This window comes from Vagococcus sp. JNUCC 83, from assembly GCF_053667615.1.
Genome location: NZ_CM132204.1, coordinates 444,144 through 464,365 on the forward strand (window position 1 = coordinate 444,144; position 20,222 = coordinate 464,365).

Consider the following 20,222-nt stretch of genomic DNA (forward strand, 5'->3'; position numbering starts at 1 on the left):
AGTAAGATTTGTTGAAATAACACCTCGTTAAAGGTATCATAAACATAAATGACTCAAAATACAAGGAGCATGCTGAAGATGAAAGATAAATTTAATGAAGAAACGATAGAAAGAACTAATGTTTATAATGGGGCAATCATTGATGTTTGTGTTGATACAGTAAAACTACCTAATGGAGCAACGTCTAAACGAGAGCTTGTCTTTCATAATGGGGCTGTTGGTATTTTAGCTATTACACCAATGAACCGTATTGTGCTAGTTAGACAATACCGTAAAGCGATTGAAAAAAGTATTCTTGAAATTCCAGCTGGAAAAATAGAGAAGTACGAAACAAGTCCTATAGAGACTGCTCAACGTGAACTTGAAGAAGAAACATACTATCAATGTGAACGAATGGAAGAAGTCGCAGATTTTGTAACCTCACCTGGATTTTGTAACGAAAGAATGGTTTTATTTCAAGCGCATGGTATCAAAAGAGTAGAAAATCCTCTGCCTAGAGATGAGGATGAGTTTTTAGATATTGTTGAGTTATCATTAGCAGAAGCAAAAGAACATATTCGTTTAGGAAATATTTGTGATGCTAAAACCTTGTATGCTATTCTACTATGGGAATTTCAAATGAAATAAGGAGTAAAATATGTCAAAAGAAAAACCGGAAAAATCAGAAACAACCTCACAACAAATTTTAACAAGAAGTCGATTTAGAGAAGCGAATAAAAATGAAAAACGAAATGCTTGGTTAAATAGAGCCATTGTTATTATCGTGATATTGTTAGTGATTATATTGTACGCTATTTTTAACTTATAAGGAGTTTTATATGAAAATTGGAATTATCGGAGCAATGGAGCAAGAAGTTATTTTATTAAAAGAGCAATTAAATAATAGAAAAGAGTGGCATGAAGCGGGCGTTTCTTTTTACTCTGGTGTGATTGGTGAACATGATGTGGTCGTGACACAGTCAGGAATAGGAAAAGTGTTAGCCGGGTTGACGGCAAGTTTACTACTTAGCCATTATAAAGTGGATTGTCTAATCAATACTGGCTCTGCAGGAGGTATTGGTGAGGGATTATCTATTGGTGATTTAGTTATATCTGAAAAGTTAGCCTATTTTGACGCGGACGTCACAGCATTTGGGTATAGTTATGGCCAAATGCCACAGATGCCACTGTACTATGAAGCAAATCATGACTTGATATCAACTGCACGAAAAGCATCTAAGCAACATAACTTGGTACCACATGAGGGATTAATTGTATCAGGAGACACGTTTGTTCATAGTAAGGAGCAGATTAATCAGATTAAAGAGCATTTTCCAGACGTTTTAGCAAATGAAATGGAAGGTGCGGCTATTGCACAGGTTGCTCATCAATATAACTGTCCTTTTGTGGTTATAAGAGCCATTAGTGATGTAGGAGACGAGAATGCCAGTGTTAATTTTGATGAATTTATCATTGAAGCAGGTAAAAAATCCGCTGAGATGGTGATTCATTTAATTAAACAAATAAGTTAAGGAGTGAGAAGATGGAGGCTTTAATATCAATAGACTATACAAATGATTTTGTTGCAACAGATGGAAAATTAACGACTGGTGAATACGGTCAAAAAATTGAACCAGAGATTGTAAGACTAACCAATCAATTTATTGATGATGGAAATTATGTTGTTTTTGCTATTGATTGTCATGATTCTACAGACAAATATCATCCTGAAAATAAGTTGTTTCCACCTCATAACATCGAAGGAACAGATGGCCGTCAGTTATACAATGGATTGAATGATGTGTACGAAAAAAATAAAGATAAAGAAACGGTATATTGGATCGATAAACGTCATTACTCTGCATTTAGTGGGACTGATTTAGATAGTCGTTTAAGAGAAAGAAAAATTGATACGATTCACTTAACCGGTGTATGCACAGATATCTGTGTCCTACATACAGCCATTGATGCTTACAATTTAGGATATAATATTGTGGTACATGAAAAAGCTGTCCAAAGCTTCGACCAAGCTGGACATAAATGGGCGTTGGGGCATTTTAAAAATACACTGGGTGCGACCGTATTATAAACATTTAGATTAAGGTGATGATTTTGATAGGAAGTTTCAAATCATCATCTTTTATTTATATTGAGAGGTACTAATGGATAAACAAAATGATTAGTTACAACTAATTTTCATAAAATGTACAAAAAAAATAGTTATATGGTAAAATAAGCAAGTAATATAGTTTATAAAATAAAAATAGGAGGTTCATATGAAAAAAATTGAGCAAAAAGGGAAAGTAACATTTAGTCAAGCAACAGGTGATTTTTTTAAAGGATATTTTGATTTTAGGGGTAGAACAACAAGAGCGGGTTATTGGTGGGCCCAGTTGGCGATTGTACTAGTTTATGTTGTTCTTTATATTTGGACTATCTCATCACTAGTAAGTAGTATATATGGAGAGCCAAATATTATGCCAATTATCTTATTAGTACTATTTACGCTTGCTATTATTGTGCCATCATTATCTATTCAAGTAAGACGTTTAAGAGATTTAGGAATAAAGGGGAAAGCTTTATTAGGAATTTTTATCATTTATTATAGTTTAGCATACACTTGGTTATTTTCCTTTTATATAAACGCTATGGGAAATATAGCCTCAGTAGTATCTAATTCATTGTCGACAGGGGACGTGTCATCTTTTTCTAATAATTCGTCTCTTTTTACCTTTTTATTTATGATTTTTAGTATTTTTATGTCCGTTTCAATGTTTTTACCAACAAATTATTTTGTGACAAAAAGTAATAATCCATTTATAACATTTTTATTTGTTAGTAAAAAAACTGATGTTGAAGATGTCGAATTAAAAGACACTGTTATCTTTAAAGAAAATGAAACAAATGTATTAAATAATGATATTCAAGAAAATCATAAAAGTTAAAAAGTAAGTTATCTGGAAAAGTAACTATCCACCCGTGAAAACGGGTGGCTTTTTAATAGCCCTAGAAGGGCTCACTACTCGCATACCCTCTAAAGAGGGCTTTTAAAAGACTGACAACCGCTATTTGAGAAGACTTTTATTTTTTAAATGGATCCATATATTCTCGTTTACTTATACTATCTCTTACTCTGTCATCTGCTTCTTGTTCTCGAATATATTTTTGTATTGTCTTTTGATTTAAACCTACTGTGCTAACATAATAGCCTTTCGACCAAAAACTTCTATTTCCATACTTATATTTCAAATTTCCATGTTGCTCATGAATTAGCACAGCGCTTCTTCCTTTTAGAAATCCCATAAATCCTGAAACTGATTCCTTTGGTGGAATTCTTACTAGCATATGTATATGATCTGGCATTGCATGAGCCTCTATTATTTCGACATTTTTCATATCGCATAATTTTCTTAAAATTTTACCTATATCTTTTCTCAATTCCCCATATATCACTTTTCTTCTATATTTGGGGGTAAAGACTAAATGATACTTACAATTCCATCTTGTATGTGATAGACTTTTATCGTCATTAGACATAAAGAAACTCCTTTCGGTTCTCTTATAGCGGTTGGTAGCCACTATTTAGTATATCGAAAGGAGTTTCTTAACGCTAAAGCTATTTCCTCCACGCGCATTACGCGTGGTTTTTTTGTTGAACACTACTTCGTGTTCAACTGACTAAAGTCATTAATAAAAAATCCAATAACATCAGTTTATTAAAGCACTGATGTTATTGAATTTTTTTATTTGTTTGATTTAGCTAATTTTTGTTTATATAGAAAGAAGCTTAATTAAACCAATAGCAGCTAGTATTTGAACTAGTCCAACACTTCCAGCGTAAGCTAAAAATCTAGGACCTTCCTTTAAAAATTCTCGTGCATTTATTCTTAAACCAATAGCGGCTAGAGCAGTAATTTCAAACCAACCACTGATTGAATGGGTTGTCTGACTTAGTAAGTTTGGAAAATGAACGGTGCTATTTAATATACAACAAATAATAAAACCAATAATATACCAAGGAAGCGGAAATTTTTTCTTTTGTGGTTGCTTATAAGCAGAATGATTCAAAGGTTCATTTGTTTGTTGGACTATTTTGCTAAAAATAAATACAACAAAGACTAAAAACATAATACGTAAAATTTTAAACAATGTCGCCATCTCTACAACTTCTGGACTAACCATATTAGCACTGGCAATAACTTGTCCAACAGATTGTAGTGTCCCACCAATTAAGGCACTTTTTTCCATAATATTATCAGAAAAAACAGCTCCACCAATAAAGGGGAGTATTAGCATCAGTACTGTACCAAGTAAATTGACTAAAGTAATAATTTGTCCTTTTTCTTTATCTTTTGCGCCAATTTCTGGTGCAATCGCTCCAATGGCTGATGAGCCACATACAGCATTTCCTCCAGCCATTAGTAAGGACATAGTTTGGTTAAATTTTAATTTTTTACCTATAAAATAAGTAGCTAAAATAGTAACAGACATTTGTAGTAAAATGAATAAAATACCTGAACCGCCTATTTGAGCAATAGTTTGAAAAGTAACGGTTGTTCCAAGAAGAACAATTGATAACTCTAGTAGCGTTTTTTCAGAAAATTTTGTTCCTTTTTGCCATACCGCTTGATTAAAGAAAATATTACCCAGTAAAATTCCTAAAAGAATAGCAATAGTTCCTGCTCCCAGAGATGGGAGCCATATAGCAATTATTTTTGATACGCTAGCAATTCCTAGTGATAAAAGCAGTCCAGGAAATAACGATTGATTAAATTGTTTCATTTTCATTCCTCCAAGATTAAACATAACTAAATTATACTGGTTTAGTTTACATTTTAAAAATAAATAGTTACAATATTAACTATTAGAAAAATGAATAGTAGGAGATCATAATGTTTAGACTATTTTTAACATTTAAAGAGGCATATGAAACAAGAAATTTTACAAAAGCAGCTGAAAATTTGTATATCTCCCAACCTGCTGTATCAAGTCAAATCAAACAATTAGAAGAAGAATTAAATTGCAAGTTATTTACGAGAAAATCAAAACAAGAAATGTCACCAACAAAGGAAGCAACTATCCTATATACCAGACTCCTAAATTTGGAGGATGATTGGTTAGAAACCAAGCGATTAATTCGCCATGTTGGTAAAGATCAAGTTAAATGTGTCATCAGTGCATCGAATACTTTTTCAATTTATTATTTACCTGATATGATGAGTGTACTCATTAAAAAATTTCCTGATGTTTTTTTTGAGTTAGAGATGCACAATTCTGAAGAAGTACTAGAAAATGTACAACAACATCGAGCACATTTTGGTTTTATTGAAAAACCATTGGAGACAGGACCTATCTCTAGAAAAGAATTTTTATCGGATGAATTGGTGATTGTAGGAGATATGAGTAGTGATTTATGGTTGTGCCGAGAAGACATATCGGGAGTGTATCATTATACGAAACGTTACTTTTTACAAGAAAACATCCAACCAAAACGACTGTGTGTAAAAAATAATGAGATGATTGTGAGATTACTGGAAAAAGGGATAGGGAAAAGTATCATTTCTCGAGTATCTGTTCCAAAAGGGTTAACTTATCAAGAGCTTGATCAAAATTATAGACGACTGTTTTATTTTTTAAAAAAAGATTATTTGACACATCCAGTTTTATTAGAAATTGAGAAAGAAATTGAAAAATATGCAAACGAAAAGGACGTAGAGTAAAAAACTCTATGTCCTTTTTTGTTGGATGATACTTTCTACTTTTTGCAAAAATGTCAAATTTAAAGGGAATTTGACCATAATAATAGGAGTTTCAGTATAGAATGAATGCTCACTTGTTTCATGAAAAGGAGTCAGTACGACATCAGTGGAGTCTTCTATATAAGTACTTTTATAATCAATTTGATAATTAAAATATAAATCTAGATACTCTTTCATTTGTTTCTGATGCTGACGGTCAAACGCAGGCTCAATAAAAATAGAAACAACTTTAAATAAGTGTTTTGGATCAATAAAATATAAAAAGCGAAAAAAGTATTGCTGTAATAAGGTTGGTAATTGATTTTTTGGGATGAAATTTTTGTCTATTAAGTGTTTTTGTATCACATTAGAAAATTTTGACGTGATAATGGGGTATTGTGATAAATCATAATTTACGGTAATACCATATTTATACTCAAAAACTAATTGATCAAAAATCATCGTAACAAAACTAGTATAAAAAATATCTCGTTTAATGGTATAGGCTTCTTCATCTGTGATTGTTCTGAACAAAGGGAATAAGTCACTGAAAATTAATTCAGTCGTTGTCATCAATTCGTAATGATACTTTTCAAAAAAATTAAAGGCCAAATTAGTGTCTTCTTTTCTATTCAGTTCCTCATCAAGTGTCATGATGTAGAAAAAGTAGGCGATTTCTTTTTTATCAAAAATATAGTAATGATTAAATAGTTTTTCTACTAAAGGATACACAGGGTGAATTAACAACTCTCGGTAAAACTTTTCGTGAATCGAGACATGTTGATTAAAGCCAATACGTTGTAAATGAATTAAAAAAATATTTATTGTTTTTTGTTTTTTTACTTCTGAGATATGGAATTCAGCAGTATTAAAAAATGTTTCAAATTGGTCATGTAGCATATCGTAATCGATTCCATTTAATGAGAAATAGGTTTCACGGCTCACCATAGTATCAAACAAAGCAATAAAATAACGTATTTTACGTTCATCGCCAACTAATTTTAAGTGGACTAAATCAATACCATAGACATGACATGTTTCTTTAATTCGCTTAATATTTTTTCTCACAGTAGTTTCGCTATAAAAGTGTTGTTGACAATAGTTGGTAACAGAAATGATTTGTTGGTTGATGATATCATTAAGTAATATCATCGTTTGGCTTTTTTGAACAACGTACTTCTTAAAATCTTCAAAATCATTAGAGTAATCAGCTATTTTTATTCCTTTATTTTTTAGATAGTCAATAGAGAGTTGATTCACTGTTGTATTATCATACTCTTTTTTTATTTCTAAAATATCTTTTATATAGTGTTGGACTGTTCTTTCAGAAATGTTCAATTCTTTTGATATATAAGAAGTTTGTGTCCAATCATAATGATTATAGATGACATTAATGACTGATATAGTCATTTTTATTTTGGGTTCAAGTAATAAATTAATCAACTATTTCATTCCTTTCAAAAGAATAAATCAGACATACTATTAATCAAAGTATAATCTGTTTTATAAAAAATTACAATTCGTATAAAAATACATTTTAGATTCATAAAATCAAAGTTTTTTAGTTTTTTTTTCATTTTGTGTTCCAAGTTAAGTATGAATTGAGCGTTATACTATCGTTGCTGTGAAGATAATAGATAGTTGATATTCTTTATTACAGATTTATTATGCTAAATTATTTTAGCCTTAATGTAAAGAAAAAAACTAGAATTAAAAAATCTATTATTTTTCTAATGATAGGAGAGAGAGTAAAACATGCAAAACACAAAAAAGTTATCATTATTTAGTTTTTTTGCCATGACGGCATCATTATTCATTACAGTTTATGAATACCCAACTTTTGCAGAATCTGGTAAAACATTGATTTTTTTCTTACTAGTTTGCGGTCTGTTTTGGTTTTTACCAGTTGCTTTATGTGCAGCAGAAATTGGTACAGTAGAAGATTTTGAAGGTGGGGGGATTTTTGGCTGGGTAGGTCATACCCTAGGGGAAAAATTTGGATTTGCAGCCATCTTTTTCCAGTGGTTTCAAATAACAGTTGGGTTTGTTACCATGAGTTATTTTATTATTGGAGCATTAGCCTATGCCTTAAAGTTTCCAGAGATGAATGACAATAAAGTTATTAAGTTTTTAGTTGTTATCATCATTTTTTGGCTATTAACATTTTTACAGTTTAAGGGTACCAAAACAACCTCTCAAATTGCAAAAGCAGGGTTTGTGATAGGTATTATTATTCCAGTAAGTATGTTACTTATTTTTACTATTAAATATATTGCTAGTGGGCATGCCATCACTCAGTCTTTTATGGATAAATCTTTTTTTCCAAACAGAGAAACTTTCTCCTCTCTTGTGACCTTTATCTTGGCTTATGTTGGGGTAGAAGCATCTGCCTCACATATCAAGTCGCTTGATAATCCACAAAAAAATTATCCACTCATGATGATTTATCTAGTTATAACGGGAATCGTATTAAGTACGATTGGAGGAACAACTGTATCAATGGTGGTTCCAGCCAAACATCTATCTTTAAATAGTGGAGTTATTCAAGCGTTTGAAACATTAATTTTAAAAGGGAATCCTAGCCTAAGCTGGTTAGTTGAAATTCTTGCAATCATGTTGGCGTTTGGCGTGTTAGCGCAAGTAAGTTCATGGATTGTCAGCCCAACTGAAGGACTGAAATATGTTGCAGATCAAGGTCTTTTGCCAAAGTCATGTAAAAAAATAAATAGAAATGGTGTACCAACTACTTTATTAGTCATTCAAGGCGTGATTGTCACGATTTGGGCAGCTGTATTGACCTTTAGTGGAGGTGGGAATGCAGTCTCTTTTTTAACTGCGATTTCCTTAACTGTAGTTATTTATTTATGTGGTTACCTTTTATTTTTTGTCGGTTATTTTGTGTTGATTTTTAAACAGTCAAATCAATCATTAAAACGAGCATATGAAGTTCCTGGTGGAAAAAAAGTGAAAGCATTTTTAGCAGGAACTGGCACGATAATGTCTATCTTAGCTTTAATCTCTTCATTTATTGTGCCGTCTGAGTTAAAAGGAAAAGATGCTACGACGTACTTAGTTACTTTAGCATTTAGTTCGTTGGTAACCATAATTCTTCCATTTATTTTTTATAAATTCTATGGGAAAAAACATTCGGTTCAATTAAATCAGAGAGAGTGTGATATACGTGCAAATGATAAAACAAGAATTTAAGCAGTTATTTCATAATAAAATATTGTTAATTTCTGTCATAGCAATTTGTTTTATTCCTATATTGTATTCCAGTGTATTCGATAAATCGGTTTGGGATCCATATAATCGTTCTTCTCATTTACCTGTAGCGGTAGTTAATGAAGATCAACCTGTTGATATGCTAGGTCAAAAGGTAGATGTAGGAAAAAGCGTCATTGATGAATTAAAGCATAACAAACAATTAAAATGGGAATTTGTTGATGCCAAAGAAGCAATGAATGGGATGAAAGATTTGAAATATTACATGATAGTCACTATTCCAAAAGATTTTTCTAAAAATGCGGCAAGTTTGTTGGACCCAACACCTAATCAAATGGAAATAGAATACACAACAAATGGGTCACTAAATTATATTGGTTTAGACATGGCGCAAATTGGGGCAAAAGAGTTAGAAGCAAAAGTCCGCGAAAGTGTCACTGCATCCTACGTAAAAACAGTTCTATCAATAGGACAAAAAGGAAAACAAGACTTAGTAAAACTAACTAATGGTTCTAAAGAGTTAGCAAAAGGAAGCACCCAACTAGATAATGGACTTAGTGAGTACACAAATGGTGTGTCAACAGCTGCTAGTGGTTCTGAAACATTAACCAATGGTATCAATAAGTTAGCATCCAATGTGTCTCCCTTAAAAGATGGGGTAACAGAACTACAAGAGGGCTCGAATAAATTATCAAATGGTTTAAATCAAGTAAACGAAAAAATTCAACCACTTTCTGGCAAATTAAATGAGGTGGGAAGTGGTGTCACAGATTTATTAAATGGTACAAAAGAATTAGAAGTTAGTCTAAAAAATGTAGAAGGCAGTTTATCAGGATCTTCATCTAGTCTTTTAAAGCAAGATATTGAAAAGATTAATCAACAAGTTGAATCAGTATTAAATGATTCAAAACAATTGAGTGAGGCATCTAGTATTTCAGAGACACTGTCTACTGATTTAGTGGGATTAAGTAATCAGTTATCAGGATTTAGTCAAGTGATTGGAAGTATTAATCAAACCGTCTCCCAAGATACACAACAATTTGAACAACTATTAGAAGGCATTATCCAACAAAATAGTCGAATAAGTGATGATGTTAAACAAGAGTTGATAACACAATTATCACAACAAGTTACTAGTTTTTCAACACAACTGTCTTCTGATATTAGTAAGTCATCATCAGATATTGACAGTATTGTTAACCAAGTGCAAACAGGGTTAAATGACGCAAGCGAGCATGCTAAAACACTATCGCAGCAAGCAACGATGATAAGTCAAATAGCTAAAGGATTGTCAGAAAATACTGGAGAAATGAAAGAGTCAATTTCTAATATTAAAGCAGGAACTACTGATTTATTGGAAAGTTTTGGAAATAATGTTAATTTAACAAACACGCAAAATGTATTGCATGATTTAGAAACAGGATTGTCTCAAGTAGATAACCTAGTTAATGACGCCCCTGTTGCATTGAACGGTATAAATCGTTTATCAGCTGGAAGTGATGCTCTGACATCGGGCTTAAATACAATGTCAGAAAAAATGCCAGAACTTGTATCTGGTGTGAGCCAACTAGACAATGGATCAACTGAACTTAGTCAAGGATTAAACCAATTAACTAATAACACACCTAAACTTATGAATGGTGCCAGCCAGTTAACAACGGGTGCAACTACAATGGCTACAGCTTTGACACAAGCAGATAAGGTGGTTAGTCGTTTGAAGTTTAATAATAAAAACGTCAACATGTTTGCAGCACCTACAGGATTAAAAAATATTGAGTACAGTAAAGTAAAAAATTATGGGCAAGCATTAGCACCATACATCATGTCATTAGCTCTATTTGTTGGCTGTATTGTCTTTAATTTTATTTTTCCAATCAGACGTGTCTCAATGAAAGGACAATCAAGTCGTGATTGGTGGTTAAGTAAAGTTGCAATTGGATTTGTTGTTGCGACAATAATGGCGGTAATTGAAGCGACGATTATGCTGCTACTAAAATTACCAGTGGATCAAGTTGGAAAATTGTATTTAGTTGGTATTGTCACAGCTTGGTGTTATATGTTCCTAATCATGTTTTTAGCGATGACATTTGACAATCCAGGACGTTTTGTTGCAATGATTTTACTGGTGTTACAGCTTGGTGGTGCTGGGGGAACATTTCCACTACCATTACAAAACAGTTTCTTTAATGCGATACATCCGTATTTGCCGATGACATACTCTGTTTACGGGTTTAGAGAGGCAATATCTAGAGGAATAGGCGCACCAGTGTTTAATAAAAGTATTATGACATTACTATGTTTGTTTATAGTATTTGTTATGCTATTAAGATTTTCAATGGACTATCTCCAAAGAAAGCATTTAGAAAATATTTCTGCATTGAATGACAATCAGAAATTACAAGCATTAGAAAAATAATCGTTTTTAAATGAGATAGTTATCCCATTTGATATATATAATTGAAATTTATTAGGAGGTCTAGTGATGACTAGTGAAAAAAATCAATCAGTGGTACCAATTTTTGGCTCAAATGCCTCAGAAGAAGCAGTAATGTTAGACAAAATGAGAATGGACCCAATTAATCCATCTATTGCTTATCGCTTAATTAAAGATGAATTGATTAATGAAGGAAATGCTAGGCAAAATCTTGCGACATTTTGTCAAACATATATGGAACCAGAAGTAACTGCAATCATGGCTGAAACCATGGAAAAAAATGCCATTGATAAGTCTGAGTACCCACAAACAGCAGCGATGGAACAAAAATGTGTGAAGATGATTGCTGATTTATGGCATGCACCAAATAGAGAACGTGTGATGGGCACATCAACAGTTGGCTCTAGTGAGGCATGTATGCTCGGTGGAATGGCGATGAAATTTCGATGGCGAAATCGTGCGAAGAAAAACGGATTAGATATTAACGCTAAACGACCTAATTTAGTCATTTCCTCAGCTTATCAAGTGTGTTGGGAAAAATTTTGTGTTTACTGGGATATTGAAATGCGTGAAGTCCCTGTTGATAGCGAGCATTTAAGTATTAACACAGATACTGTAATGGATTATGTTGATGAATACACTATAGGAATTGTTGGGATTTTAGGGATTACCTATACTGGAAAATTTGATGACATAAAACAATTAGATGAATTGGTAGAAGAATATAACCAAACGCATAATCAAGACTTAGTCATTCATGTGGATGCTGCAAGTGGTGGTTTTTTCACACCATTTATCGAACCAGATTTAGTGTGGGATTTTCGATTAAAAAATGTTGTATCAATCAATTCATCTGGACATAAATATGGTTTGGTATATCCAGGTGTGGGCTGGGTATTATGGAAAGATGAAGACTACTTACCAAAAGAATTAGTATTTGAAGTAAGCTATTTGGGAAGTGTGATGCCAACGATGGCTATTAATTTTTCGAGAAGTGCCAGTCAAATTATCGGGCAGTATTATAATTTTTACCGTTTTGGATTTAATGGATACAAAGAAATTCATGAGCGAACTAAAAAAGTAGCGATGTCTTTAGCTAAAACTGTTGAAGAAACAGGACTTTTTAAAATGTTTAATACAGGGAATAATTTACCAATTGTGTGCTTTACACTAAAAGAGGATGCTAATGTCGAATGGACACTGTACGATTTATCCGATCGTTTACAAATGCGTGGATGGCAAGTTCCATCGTACCCATTTCCTAAAGATATGCAAGATACCATTGTTCAACGATTTGTGTGTCGTGCGGATATGGGGCAAAATATGGCAAATGCATTTGCCAAAGATTTTAATGCGGCACTAAAAGAGTTAAGTCAAGCAAGAATTTTATGCCATGAAGAATCAAAAAAAACAATGGTAAAACCTGAACACTAATAAATATAATGAATAAATTGTGAAAAAGTATTTTATAATGTCTCGTAAAAACAGAAAATATTATTCATAAATTAGGTAAAATTAAACAATATAATATATAACAGTGAAATGATTAAATAACTAAAAAATATTAGACATTAGTTAAAAACCAGGAGGAAAAATCATGAAGAAAACTGCATTATTAAGTGTTACTGTTGGAGCAACTCTATTATTACTTTTAGGCGGATGTGGCTCTAAACAAGAAGTGAAAGGAACAGTCGAAGCAGGAAGTGTATCATCAACTACTGAAAGCTTAAAAGATGGCGAAAAAGTGGATGTAGAAAGTGTTAGTTTAAAAGATGATGGATCATTTAAAGAAATTATTAAAGACGGTAACGACCCAAAAGTTAAATTAGAAGCAAAATATGATACTGACTGGCAAGATAAGAGTTGGGAAAATGTAGATTTTAAAATAGATAAAGTAAAAATTGTAGAAGTTGATAAATACAAAGATAAAGAAAATAATGAGTACAAAGGATTAATGTCTATGGACTTTACATTGAAAAACGATGGCAAAGAAGATGTGAGCATCCATCCAAGTGATGCGGTATTGGTCTTAAAAGATGGAACAGAAATTAAAGGAAAACACTTTAGAGATTATTGGGAAGATATTTTTTCTAAAGATAAACAAAAAGATGGCCACATTTACTTTACTTTTGATAAATTAGAGCAAGCAGATCAAGTAAAAGAAATCAAATTAACCTTTGATGGTCATAAAAAAGGTGATGATAGTGATAAAGTAGAACACACATATGATGTAACATTACCTTTAGAATTACAAAAATAATAAACATAGGAGGTTTTTCAAATGACAAATTTTGAAAAGAAAGAAGCACATGCAATTGATAAAATTTCTGGTGTGTTGACTAATTTAGATGCTACTTTAGCTAAAATTGATTCAGAAATGGAAAAAGGGCACGAAAAATCAGTAAAATGTTGGTTTGAAGAAAAAAAAGCGGTACATGAAATAAAAAAAATATTGCATGAAATAGACAAATATGAAAACTATAACGAAAAAGAATTAGATAATCTTGTGGATGAATGGGATTAATAAATAAGAGACAGTTTTAGTTGATACTATCCAATAAAACACTAAATTGAGCGGAATAATGACTATTATTCCGCTCAATTTATGCTGTTAAATAGAAAATACTATTTTGTTAATTTTAAATCAACTGTCCTAATAAGTTAGGAGTTATTGAGATGGAAACAGATTTATTTAAGCTATTAGATTCTAACAGTCGAAATATATTAACGATTCTATCAATTGTATCAGAAAAAAATGAGTGGTATGCAATTCATGACATTAGCCGTCATTTAAATGTAGTGGAAAGAACGGTTCAACGCTATATATATCAGCTAAAAGACTTAATCAATGAATTTAATGATAAGGTAAAAGAAGAAGACAAACTGTTTTTATGTTATGAAAAATATAAGGGAGTTCATTTAGAAACGCCAAAAGGAAGAGGAATAAGATTATTCAAATATCTTGTACTAGAACAAGATGAAACCTTTATGATATTAAAACATCTCATTTTTGAGGAGTTTGAATCTGTTACAAGATATGCTTTAGACCACTACGTTAGTGAGAGTAAAGTTCGAAAAAGCCTCAAAAAAATTCGACAGTATTTAAAACAATATCAGTTATCCTTGTCTAATATTAGTTTTAAAATTACTGGTGAGGAAAAATATGTTCGTATACTAACATATTATGTTATGTGGTATGGATTTAAAGCAACCGATTGGCCTTTTAAACAATTAAATCAAGAAAAGTTAGATAAAATGGTGGATTATTTAAGTGAAAGACTAGAAATTAATGTTACAAAAACACAACGAACGCAGCTAACTTATATGCTAGGAGTTAACCTATTTCGTTTATCTAAAGGGCATGTGATTCATTGTGAAAAAGACTGGAAAAATTATGTAAACATCAATCAAGTTAGATTGTTATTACCAGAATTAGTAGCGGTATTTTCTAAATCTCAGAAAGAGCTATCATCAGAAGTATATTTTTATATGTTACTAATCCAGCTAAAAGCTAACATGTATCAATCTGAAAGATTTAAAGATAGTATATTGTCTTATCATGAACAACAACAGTCTGATGTTTATCGTGTCACGCAACATTTTGTAAAATCGTTTCATAATAATTTGCTCAATATACCACAATCTTTGTATGACTCATTCTTTTTGACATCTTTTTGTAGCCATTTATTTTGCAAAGTCTTTCAAGGCGTATCAATTATCATGAGTTCAAAAGGAGGTTCATTTGAAAGACAAACTAATGACACCAGGTTGCATAAAGAGTTAAGTTTAATGCTTGAAAATCTATTAGTGGAAACAAATAATACTATTTTTAGGCAAAAACAATTTTTAATGGAAGAATATATGATGTTGTTTTCGATGATTCATCCTATTACTTACTTTGAACCAACTATTACTGTTTTTTTAGAGAGCGACTTATCATTTTTAGCGAAAAAATTATTAGAAAAGGAACTAATGAAACGTTACTCTGGATGTTATCATATTGAATGTGTGGATTTTTTTCAAGATGGAGTTGATCTCATTTTAACAAATATTTTTGAATTATCTATTACAAAAGAATGTCACTCGTCTTATATTTATTATTTTAATTATCCTTTGAGTCATAGAGACATAGAAGAGATTGATACCCTTATGGAAAGTATCAATAAAAAATAGTTAAAAGAAATTTTTAGATTGATTAAAAAACAATGAATTGTGAAAAAAATTCAATTTTTATATTGTTAAATAAAGCGATTTAGGTTATTATTTTCTGGGAATGTTAAATATTTAACAATTAAAAAGGGGATTAGATTATGAAAAATAAGTTATTGAAATCATTAACAGTTAGTTTCGCTACGATGCTAATGTTATCTGGTTGTGGGGGCCAAAAAGCTAGTGATAAAACGTCGGAGAGTTCTTCGACAAAAGCAAGCACGTCGGACGTCACTTCAGGAGCATCAGAACAAAAGTATACTGATCCTAAAGAGATGAAAGATGAGTATGATATTATTATAGTTGGTGCAGGTGGTGCAGGGATGTCAGCTGCTCTGCAAGCAAAAGAAGAAGGGAAAAATCCTGTTATTTTAGAGAAAATGCCAGTGGCTGGTGGGAATACGTTGAAAGCATCAAGTGGGATGAATGCTTCAGAAACAAAATTCCAAAAAGAAGCTGGGATTGAAGATTCAAATGATAAATTCTATGAAGAAACATTAAAGGGTGGACATAATACAAACGACAAAGAATTACTTCGCTATTATGTTGATCATTCAGCTAGTGCGATTGATTGGTTAGATTCAATGGGGATTAAGTTAAACAACTTAACAATTACTGGTGGAATGAGTGAAAAAAGAACTCATAGACCAGAAGATGGTTCAGCAGTTGGAGAGTACTTGGTTCATGGGTTATTGAATAATATTCATGAAAAAGAAATTCCAATTTTTGTTAACTCAGATGTCACTGAAATCTTAGAAAAAAATTCAGTGGTTGATGGTGTAAAAGTGACTGTTGAAGGAAAAGAAAAAGAAATTAATAGTAAAGCAGTGGTTGTCACAACAGGTGGTTATGGTGCTAATCCTGAAATGTTAGAAAAAGAAAAACCAGAATTAAAAGGCTATGTAACAACTAACCAAGAAGGTAGTACTGGTGATGGAATCCGCATGATTGAGAAATTAGGAGGCCAAACTGTTGATATGGATCAAATTCAAATTCATCCAACCGTTCAACAAGACAAGGGTGTATTAATTGGTGAAGCTGTCCGTGGCGAAGGAGCTATCTTAGTTAATCAAGAAGGCAAACGATTTACAAATGAGATGGGAACACGTGATAATGTTTCAGCAGCAATTACCGCGTTACCTGAAAAGTCTGCTTATTTAATATTTGATGCAGGTGTGAAAGAACGAGTGAAAGCAATTAATTTCTATGAAAAACAAGGATTTGTAAAATCTGCTGATTCAATCGAAGCATTAGCAAAAGAAATTGATATGGATGGTAAAACGTTAGATACAACTGTTGCAGAATGGAATAAAGCAGTAGCAGATAAAACTGATACCGCATTTTCTCGTGAAACAGGTATGGATAATGAGTTAAGTAAAGGTCCATTTTATGCGATTAAAATTGCACCAGGTATCCATTACACGATGGGTGGTGTAAAAATCAACGATAAAACAGAAGTATTAAACAAAGACAACAAGCCAATTACTGGATTGTATGCTGCTGGAGAAGTGACTGGTGGGTTACATGGTAGCAACCGTATTGGTGGAAACTCAGTTGGTGATATCATTGTATTTGGTCGCCAAGCTGGTGAACAATCTGCAAAATTTGTAAAATAATAAATCACTACTTTAAAGAGTTTCGTTTTAAGCGAAACTCTTTTTTTATACGTTATTTAGAATAAATTAATAAAAATAATAAAATAACGTTTCTAAAAAAGTATACACTAGTATACAATATGATTAGTGTATATTTTTAGGAGGCAAATCATGAAAAGAATTGATCAAGTGTATCAATATGTAGTTGATCAAACCAAACATTTATCCCCCAATAATCTAAAACCAGACTCAGGGATAACGACAAAAGAAGTTGCTGAGTATTTAGGGATTCAACGAACAAACGCAAGTAAAGATTTAAATACACTTGTAAAAGAAGAAGTGATTGAAAAATTAGAAGGTCGTCCAGTACGCTATGTGACAAAATCTATTTTCCAACACCAACCTTTTTCAAAATATGTTCCAAGTTATCAGGAAAAAAAAGAGTCTATTTATACAACGACTAGTAAAAAATTAGTAGATGACACTGACATATTTAAACGTATTATTGGTATCAATGGCAGCATGAAAAATGCGATAATGCAAGCAAAAGCTGCGATTTTGTATCCTCCAAATGGATTAAATTGTTTAATAACAGGTCCTACAGGTTCAGGTAAAACGTATTTTGCTCATACAATGTTTCAATATGCAAAACAGCAACATGTTTTAGAAGAGGATAAAGAATTAATAGTGTTCAATTGTGCGGACTATGCTAGTAACCCAGAATTATTGATGAGTCACTTATTTGGTCATATTAAAGGAGCTTTTACGGGAGCCGATGAAGAAAAAGATGGATTGATGAGCTTAGCAAATGATGGGTATTTGTTTTTGGATGAAATCCACCGGTTACCGCCAGAAGGTCAAGAGATGATTTTTTATTTTATGGATAATGGAAAGTACTCAAAGTTAGGTGAATCAACCAAAAACCGAGAAGCAAATGTTCGTATTATTTGTGCAACGACGGAAGACCCAAACTCTGCCTTGCTAAACACCTTTGTCAGACGAATTCCGATTACTATAAAGCTCCCTACATTCAAAGAAAGAAGTGCAAAAGAAAAGGTCGAACTGGTAAAGAATATGATGATTATTGAAGCTAAGCGCATTAATCGTCGAATTATTCTAACAGAGGATGTTGTAAAGGCTCTAATAGGTAGTGTGTCTTATGGTAATGTGGGGCAATTAAAATCCAATGTTCAGTTGGTAACAGCACAGTCTTTTTTAAAACATATGGATCAACACGATGTCACCATAACGATTGATGAATTGAATGAAGGGATAAAAGAGGGACTCGTTAGTCTTGCTACAGATAGACAAACAATGAGTGAATTAACACAACTGTTAGAATCTAAAATGATTATATCGCCTAATGAATCCTTTGACACATATGAAGGGGATACATATGAATTACCTTATAATCTGTATGAAATCATTGGTGATAAAGCAGCATTGCTTAAAGAAGATGGTTTTAATCAAGAAGCAATCAATCATTTTATAACCACAGATATTAATGTGCATTTAAAATCATTTTACCGTAATCATGGATTTAACTTTGATTCAGAAAATAAACTTGGTGAAATTATTGATAGTGATGTCATTAAGACAACAAGAAAGTTATATCAATATGCTACTGAAGAAGAAGGTTATAAATTCGAACAAAACTTTCTATATGCGATTGGATTACACATCAGCTCTTTTCTTAATCGATATAAAGCAGATATGTTAATTGAAACAAGTAACGATGAAAACATAATCAATATGATTCAAGCTTATCCAAAAGAGCATAAAGTAGCGAAAGTTTTTAAACAAATCATTGAAGAAAATCATAATGTCACGCTACCACAATCAGAGGTTAATTATTTAACAGTGTTGCTAATATCTTTAAATGAGTCTACTAAAAAAGGAAGAATTGGGATTATAGTGGCAGCTCATGGGAGAAGTACCGCATCAAGTATGGTTGAAGTAGTGAGCGAGTTGTTAAAAATCAATAATATCCGTGCGGTTGATATGCCTCTTGATATGACCCCAAAAGATGCGCTAGAAAACGTCATTAATCAAGTCAATGATGTAGATGAAGGAAGCGGGGTTTTATTATTAGTAGATATGGGTTCTTTAACCACATTTACAGATGATCTTAAACAACGAACAAAAATTGATGTAAAAGTGATTGATATGGTGACAACAGCATTGGTGTTAGAAGCGGGGAGAAAGTCCAGCCTATTAGATGGTGATTTAGATGACTTATATTATTCTTTAAGTCACTTTCATGGGTATCATACAAAAGAAACAACATTAAAGAATACTCAAGTAGATAAACCAAAAGCAATTTTAGCGATTTGTGCGTCAGGAAAAGGGACAGCTCAACGAATGAAAGAACTGATTAATGATTATTTGACGATATATATGGAAGAAGATATCGAAGTGTTAACGATGTCCATTCTAGAGTTAGACACAAAAATGGAACAAGTTCAGCAGGATTATCATCTTTTAGCCAGTACGGGTATAAAAAATCCTAATTTATCTGTGCCTTTTATTACAATGGATCAATTATTTTCTAAAGATGGCCCATCTTACATTGGACAAATTGTTTCAGAATCAGTGATTGAGGTGGATACTAAAGAATTAGATGAAGTAACAGCAAAAAAAACGTGTTTGAATTATATGAATCAATATTATACGTTCATTAATCCTGATAAATTGCTCGAACCATTGTGGCAAATTTGTGAGCAAATTGACGATAATATTTTATCTCAACAACAAGATTATGCCTTTTATATTTCTTTAACTATGCATTTATCAGGAATGATTGAACGTATACTCAGAAATGATACACTAACAGCTAACGAAGAAGAACTTTCTATCGCTGAATCAACCCCATTTTTAGATAAGGTAAAAAATAGTATGCAATTGTTACAGCAATTGTTTCAAATTGACGTATCTAAAGATGAAATGGTGTATATTATTAATATCATAAATAATCAGTTATCCCATTCATGATGATACACTAAAGATACACTATAAAAAGTGTATCTTTAGTGTCTTTTTTTG

General features: G+C 32.0%; 17 protein-coding genes. 14 read left to right on the plus strand and 3 right to left on the minus strand.

What is annotated here, in order from left to right; translation table 11 throughout:
- Nucleotides 1–69: 69 nt before the first annotated feature.
- The 5 genes from JNUCC83_RS02080 to JNUCC83_RS02100 all read left to right on the plus strand — a co-directional run bounded on the left by JNUCC83_RS02080 (nt 70) and on the right by JNUCC83_RS02100 (nt 2,924).
- The gene (locus JNUCC83_RS02080) at nt 70–627 is read left to right on the plus strand and encodes an NUDIX hydrolase (RefSeq protein WP_454460598.1); all 558 of its coding nucleotides are present in this window, start codon (nt 70–72) and stop codon (nt 625–627) included.
- 10 nt (nt 628–637) lie between these two features.
- A complete protein-coding gene (locus JNUCC83_RS02085) occupies nt 638–808 on the plus strand; it encodes a hypothetical protein (RefSeq protein WP_454460599.1) in 171 nt (56 codons plus the stop codon).
- A gap of 10 nt (nt 809–818) precedes the next feature.
- The gene (locus JNUCC83_RS02090; RefSeq protein ID WP_454460600.1) at nt 819–1,511 is read left to right on the plus strand and encodes a 5'-methylthioadenosine/adenosylhomocysteine nucleosidase; all 693 of its coding nucleotides are present in this window, start codon (nt 819–821) and stop codon (nt 1,509–1,511) included.
- Nucleotides 1,512–1,522: 11 nt separating this feature from the next.
- Complete coding sequence (locus tag JNUCC83_RS02095) at nt 1,523–2,068, plus strand: cysteine hydrolase family protein (protein WP_454460601.1); 546 nt, start codon at nt 1,523–1,525, stop codon at nt 2,066–2,068.
- Nucleotides 2,069–2,255: 187 nt separating this feature from the next.
- Nucleotides 2,256–2,924, plus strand: coding sequence for a DUF805 domain-containing protein (locus tag JNUCC83_RS02100; RefSeq protein WP_454460602.1), 669 nt, complete (start codon nt 2,256–2,258; stop codon nt 2,922–2,924).
- Nucleotides 2,925–3,060: 136 nt separating this feature from the next.
- On the opposite strand, the gene tnpA is transcribed toward JNUCC83_RS02100, so the two are convergent.
- Both tnpA and JNUCC83_RS02110 read right to left on the minus strand, forming a co-directional pair.
- Nucleotides 3,061–3,516 carry an IS200/IS605 family transposase gene (tnpA, locus tag JNUCC83_RS02105; RefSeq protein ID WP_454460603.1) on the minus strand — a complete coding sequence of 152 codons (456 nt, stop codon included), beginning with the start codon at nt 3,514–3,516 and terminating at the stop codon, nt 3,061–3,063.
- A gap of 234 nt (nt 3,517–3,750) precedes the next feature.
- Nucleotides 3,751–4,761 (minus strand): YeiH family protein, encoded by a 1,011-nt coding sequence (locus tag JNUCC83_RS02110; protein WP_454460604.1) that lies wholly within the window; start codon nt 4,759–4,761, stop codon nt 3,751–3,753.
- A gap of 110 nt (nt 4,762–4,871) precedes the next feature.
- Between JNUCC83_RS02110 and JNUCC83_RS02115 the strand changes: the two genes are divergently transcribed.
- On the plus strand, nt 4,872–5,699 hold the full coding sequence (locus tag JNUCC83_RS02115; protein ID WP_454460605.1) for a LysR family transcriptional regulator: 828 nt from the start codon (nt 4,872–4,874) through the stop codon (nt 5,697–5,699).
- Between the two features lie 6 nt (nt 5,700–5,705).
- On the opposite strand, the gene JNUCC83_RS02120 is transcribed toward JNUCC83_RS02115, so the two are convergent.
- A complete protein-coding gene (locus tag JNUCC83_RS02120) occupies nt 5,706–7,160 on the minus strand; it encodes a helix-turn-helix domain-containing protein (RefSeq protein WP_454460606.1) in 1,455 nt (484 codons plus the stop codon).
- A gap of 312 nt (nt 7,161–7,472) precedes the next feature.
- Between JNUCC83_RS02120 and JNUCC83_RS02125 the strand changes: the two genes are divergently transcribed.
- The 8 genes from JNUCC83_RS02125 (at nt 7,473) to JNUCC83_RS02160 (ending at nt 20,171) form a co-directional block, all read left to right on the plus strand.
- Nucleotides 7,473–8,924: an amino acid permease gene (locus tag JNUCC83_RS02125; protein WP_454460607.1), complete on the plus strand. Its 1,452-nt coding sequence runs from the start codon at nt 7,473–7,475 to the stop codon at nt 8,922–8,924.
- On the plus strand, nt 8,905–11,358 hold the full coding sequence (locus JNUCC83_RS02130; protein ID WP_454461309.1) for a YhgE/Pip domain-containing protein: 2,454 nt from the start codon (nt 8,905–8,907) through the stop codon (nt 11,356–11,358). Before JNUCC83_RS02125 ends, JNUCC83_RS02130 begins: the two co-directional genes overlap by 20 nt.
- Nucleotides 11,359–11,424: 66 nt before the next feature.
- On the plus strand, nt 11,425–12,810 hold the full coding sequence (gene gad / locus JNUCC83_RS02135; protein ID WP_454460608.1) for a glutamate decarboxylase: 1,386 nt from the start codon (nt 11,425–11,427) through the stop codon (nt 12,808–12,810).
- A gap of 163 nt (nt 12,811–12,973) precedes the next feature.
- The gene (locus JNUCC83_RS02140; RefSeq protein WP_454460609.1) at nt 12,974–13,636 is read left to right on the plus strand and encodes a hypothetical protein; all 663 of its coding nucleotides are present in this window, start codon (nt 12,974–12,976) and stop codon (nt 13,634–13,636) included.
- 21 nt (nt 13,637–13,657) lie between these two features.
- Nucleotides 13,658–13,900 carry a hypothetical protein gene (locus tag JNUCC83_RS02145; protein ID WP_454460610.1) on the plus strand — a complete coding sequence of 81 codons (243 nt, stop codon included), beginning with the start codon at nt 13,658–13,660 and terminating at the stop codon, nt 13,898–13,900.
- Nucleotides 13,901–14,052: 152 nt separating this feature from the next.
- The gene (locus tag JNUCC83_RS02150; RefSeq protein WP_454460611.1) at nt 14,053–15,549 is read left to right on the plus strand and encodes an AcpB/EbpR/MafR family transcriptional regulator; all 1,497 of its coding nucleotides are present in this window, start codon (nt 14,053–14,055) and stop codon (nt 15,547–15,549) included.
- A 137-nt stretch (nt 15,550–15,686) separates the two neighbouring features.
- Nucleotides 15,687–17,201 (plus strand): flavocytochrome c, encoded by a 1,515-nt coding sequence (locus JNUCC83_RS02155; protein ID WP_454460612.1) that lies wholly within the window; start codon nt 15,687–15,689, stop codon nt 17,199–17,201.
- A gap of 150 nt (nt 17,202–17,351) precedes the next feature.
- A complete protein-coding gene (locus tag JNUCC83_RS02160) occupies nt 17,352–20,171 on the plus strand; it encodes a sigma-54-dependent transcriptional regulator (protein ID WP_454460613.1) in 2,820 nt (939 codons plus the stop codon).
- Nucleotides 20,172–20,222 lie beyond the last annotated feature (51 nt).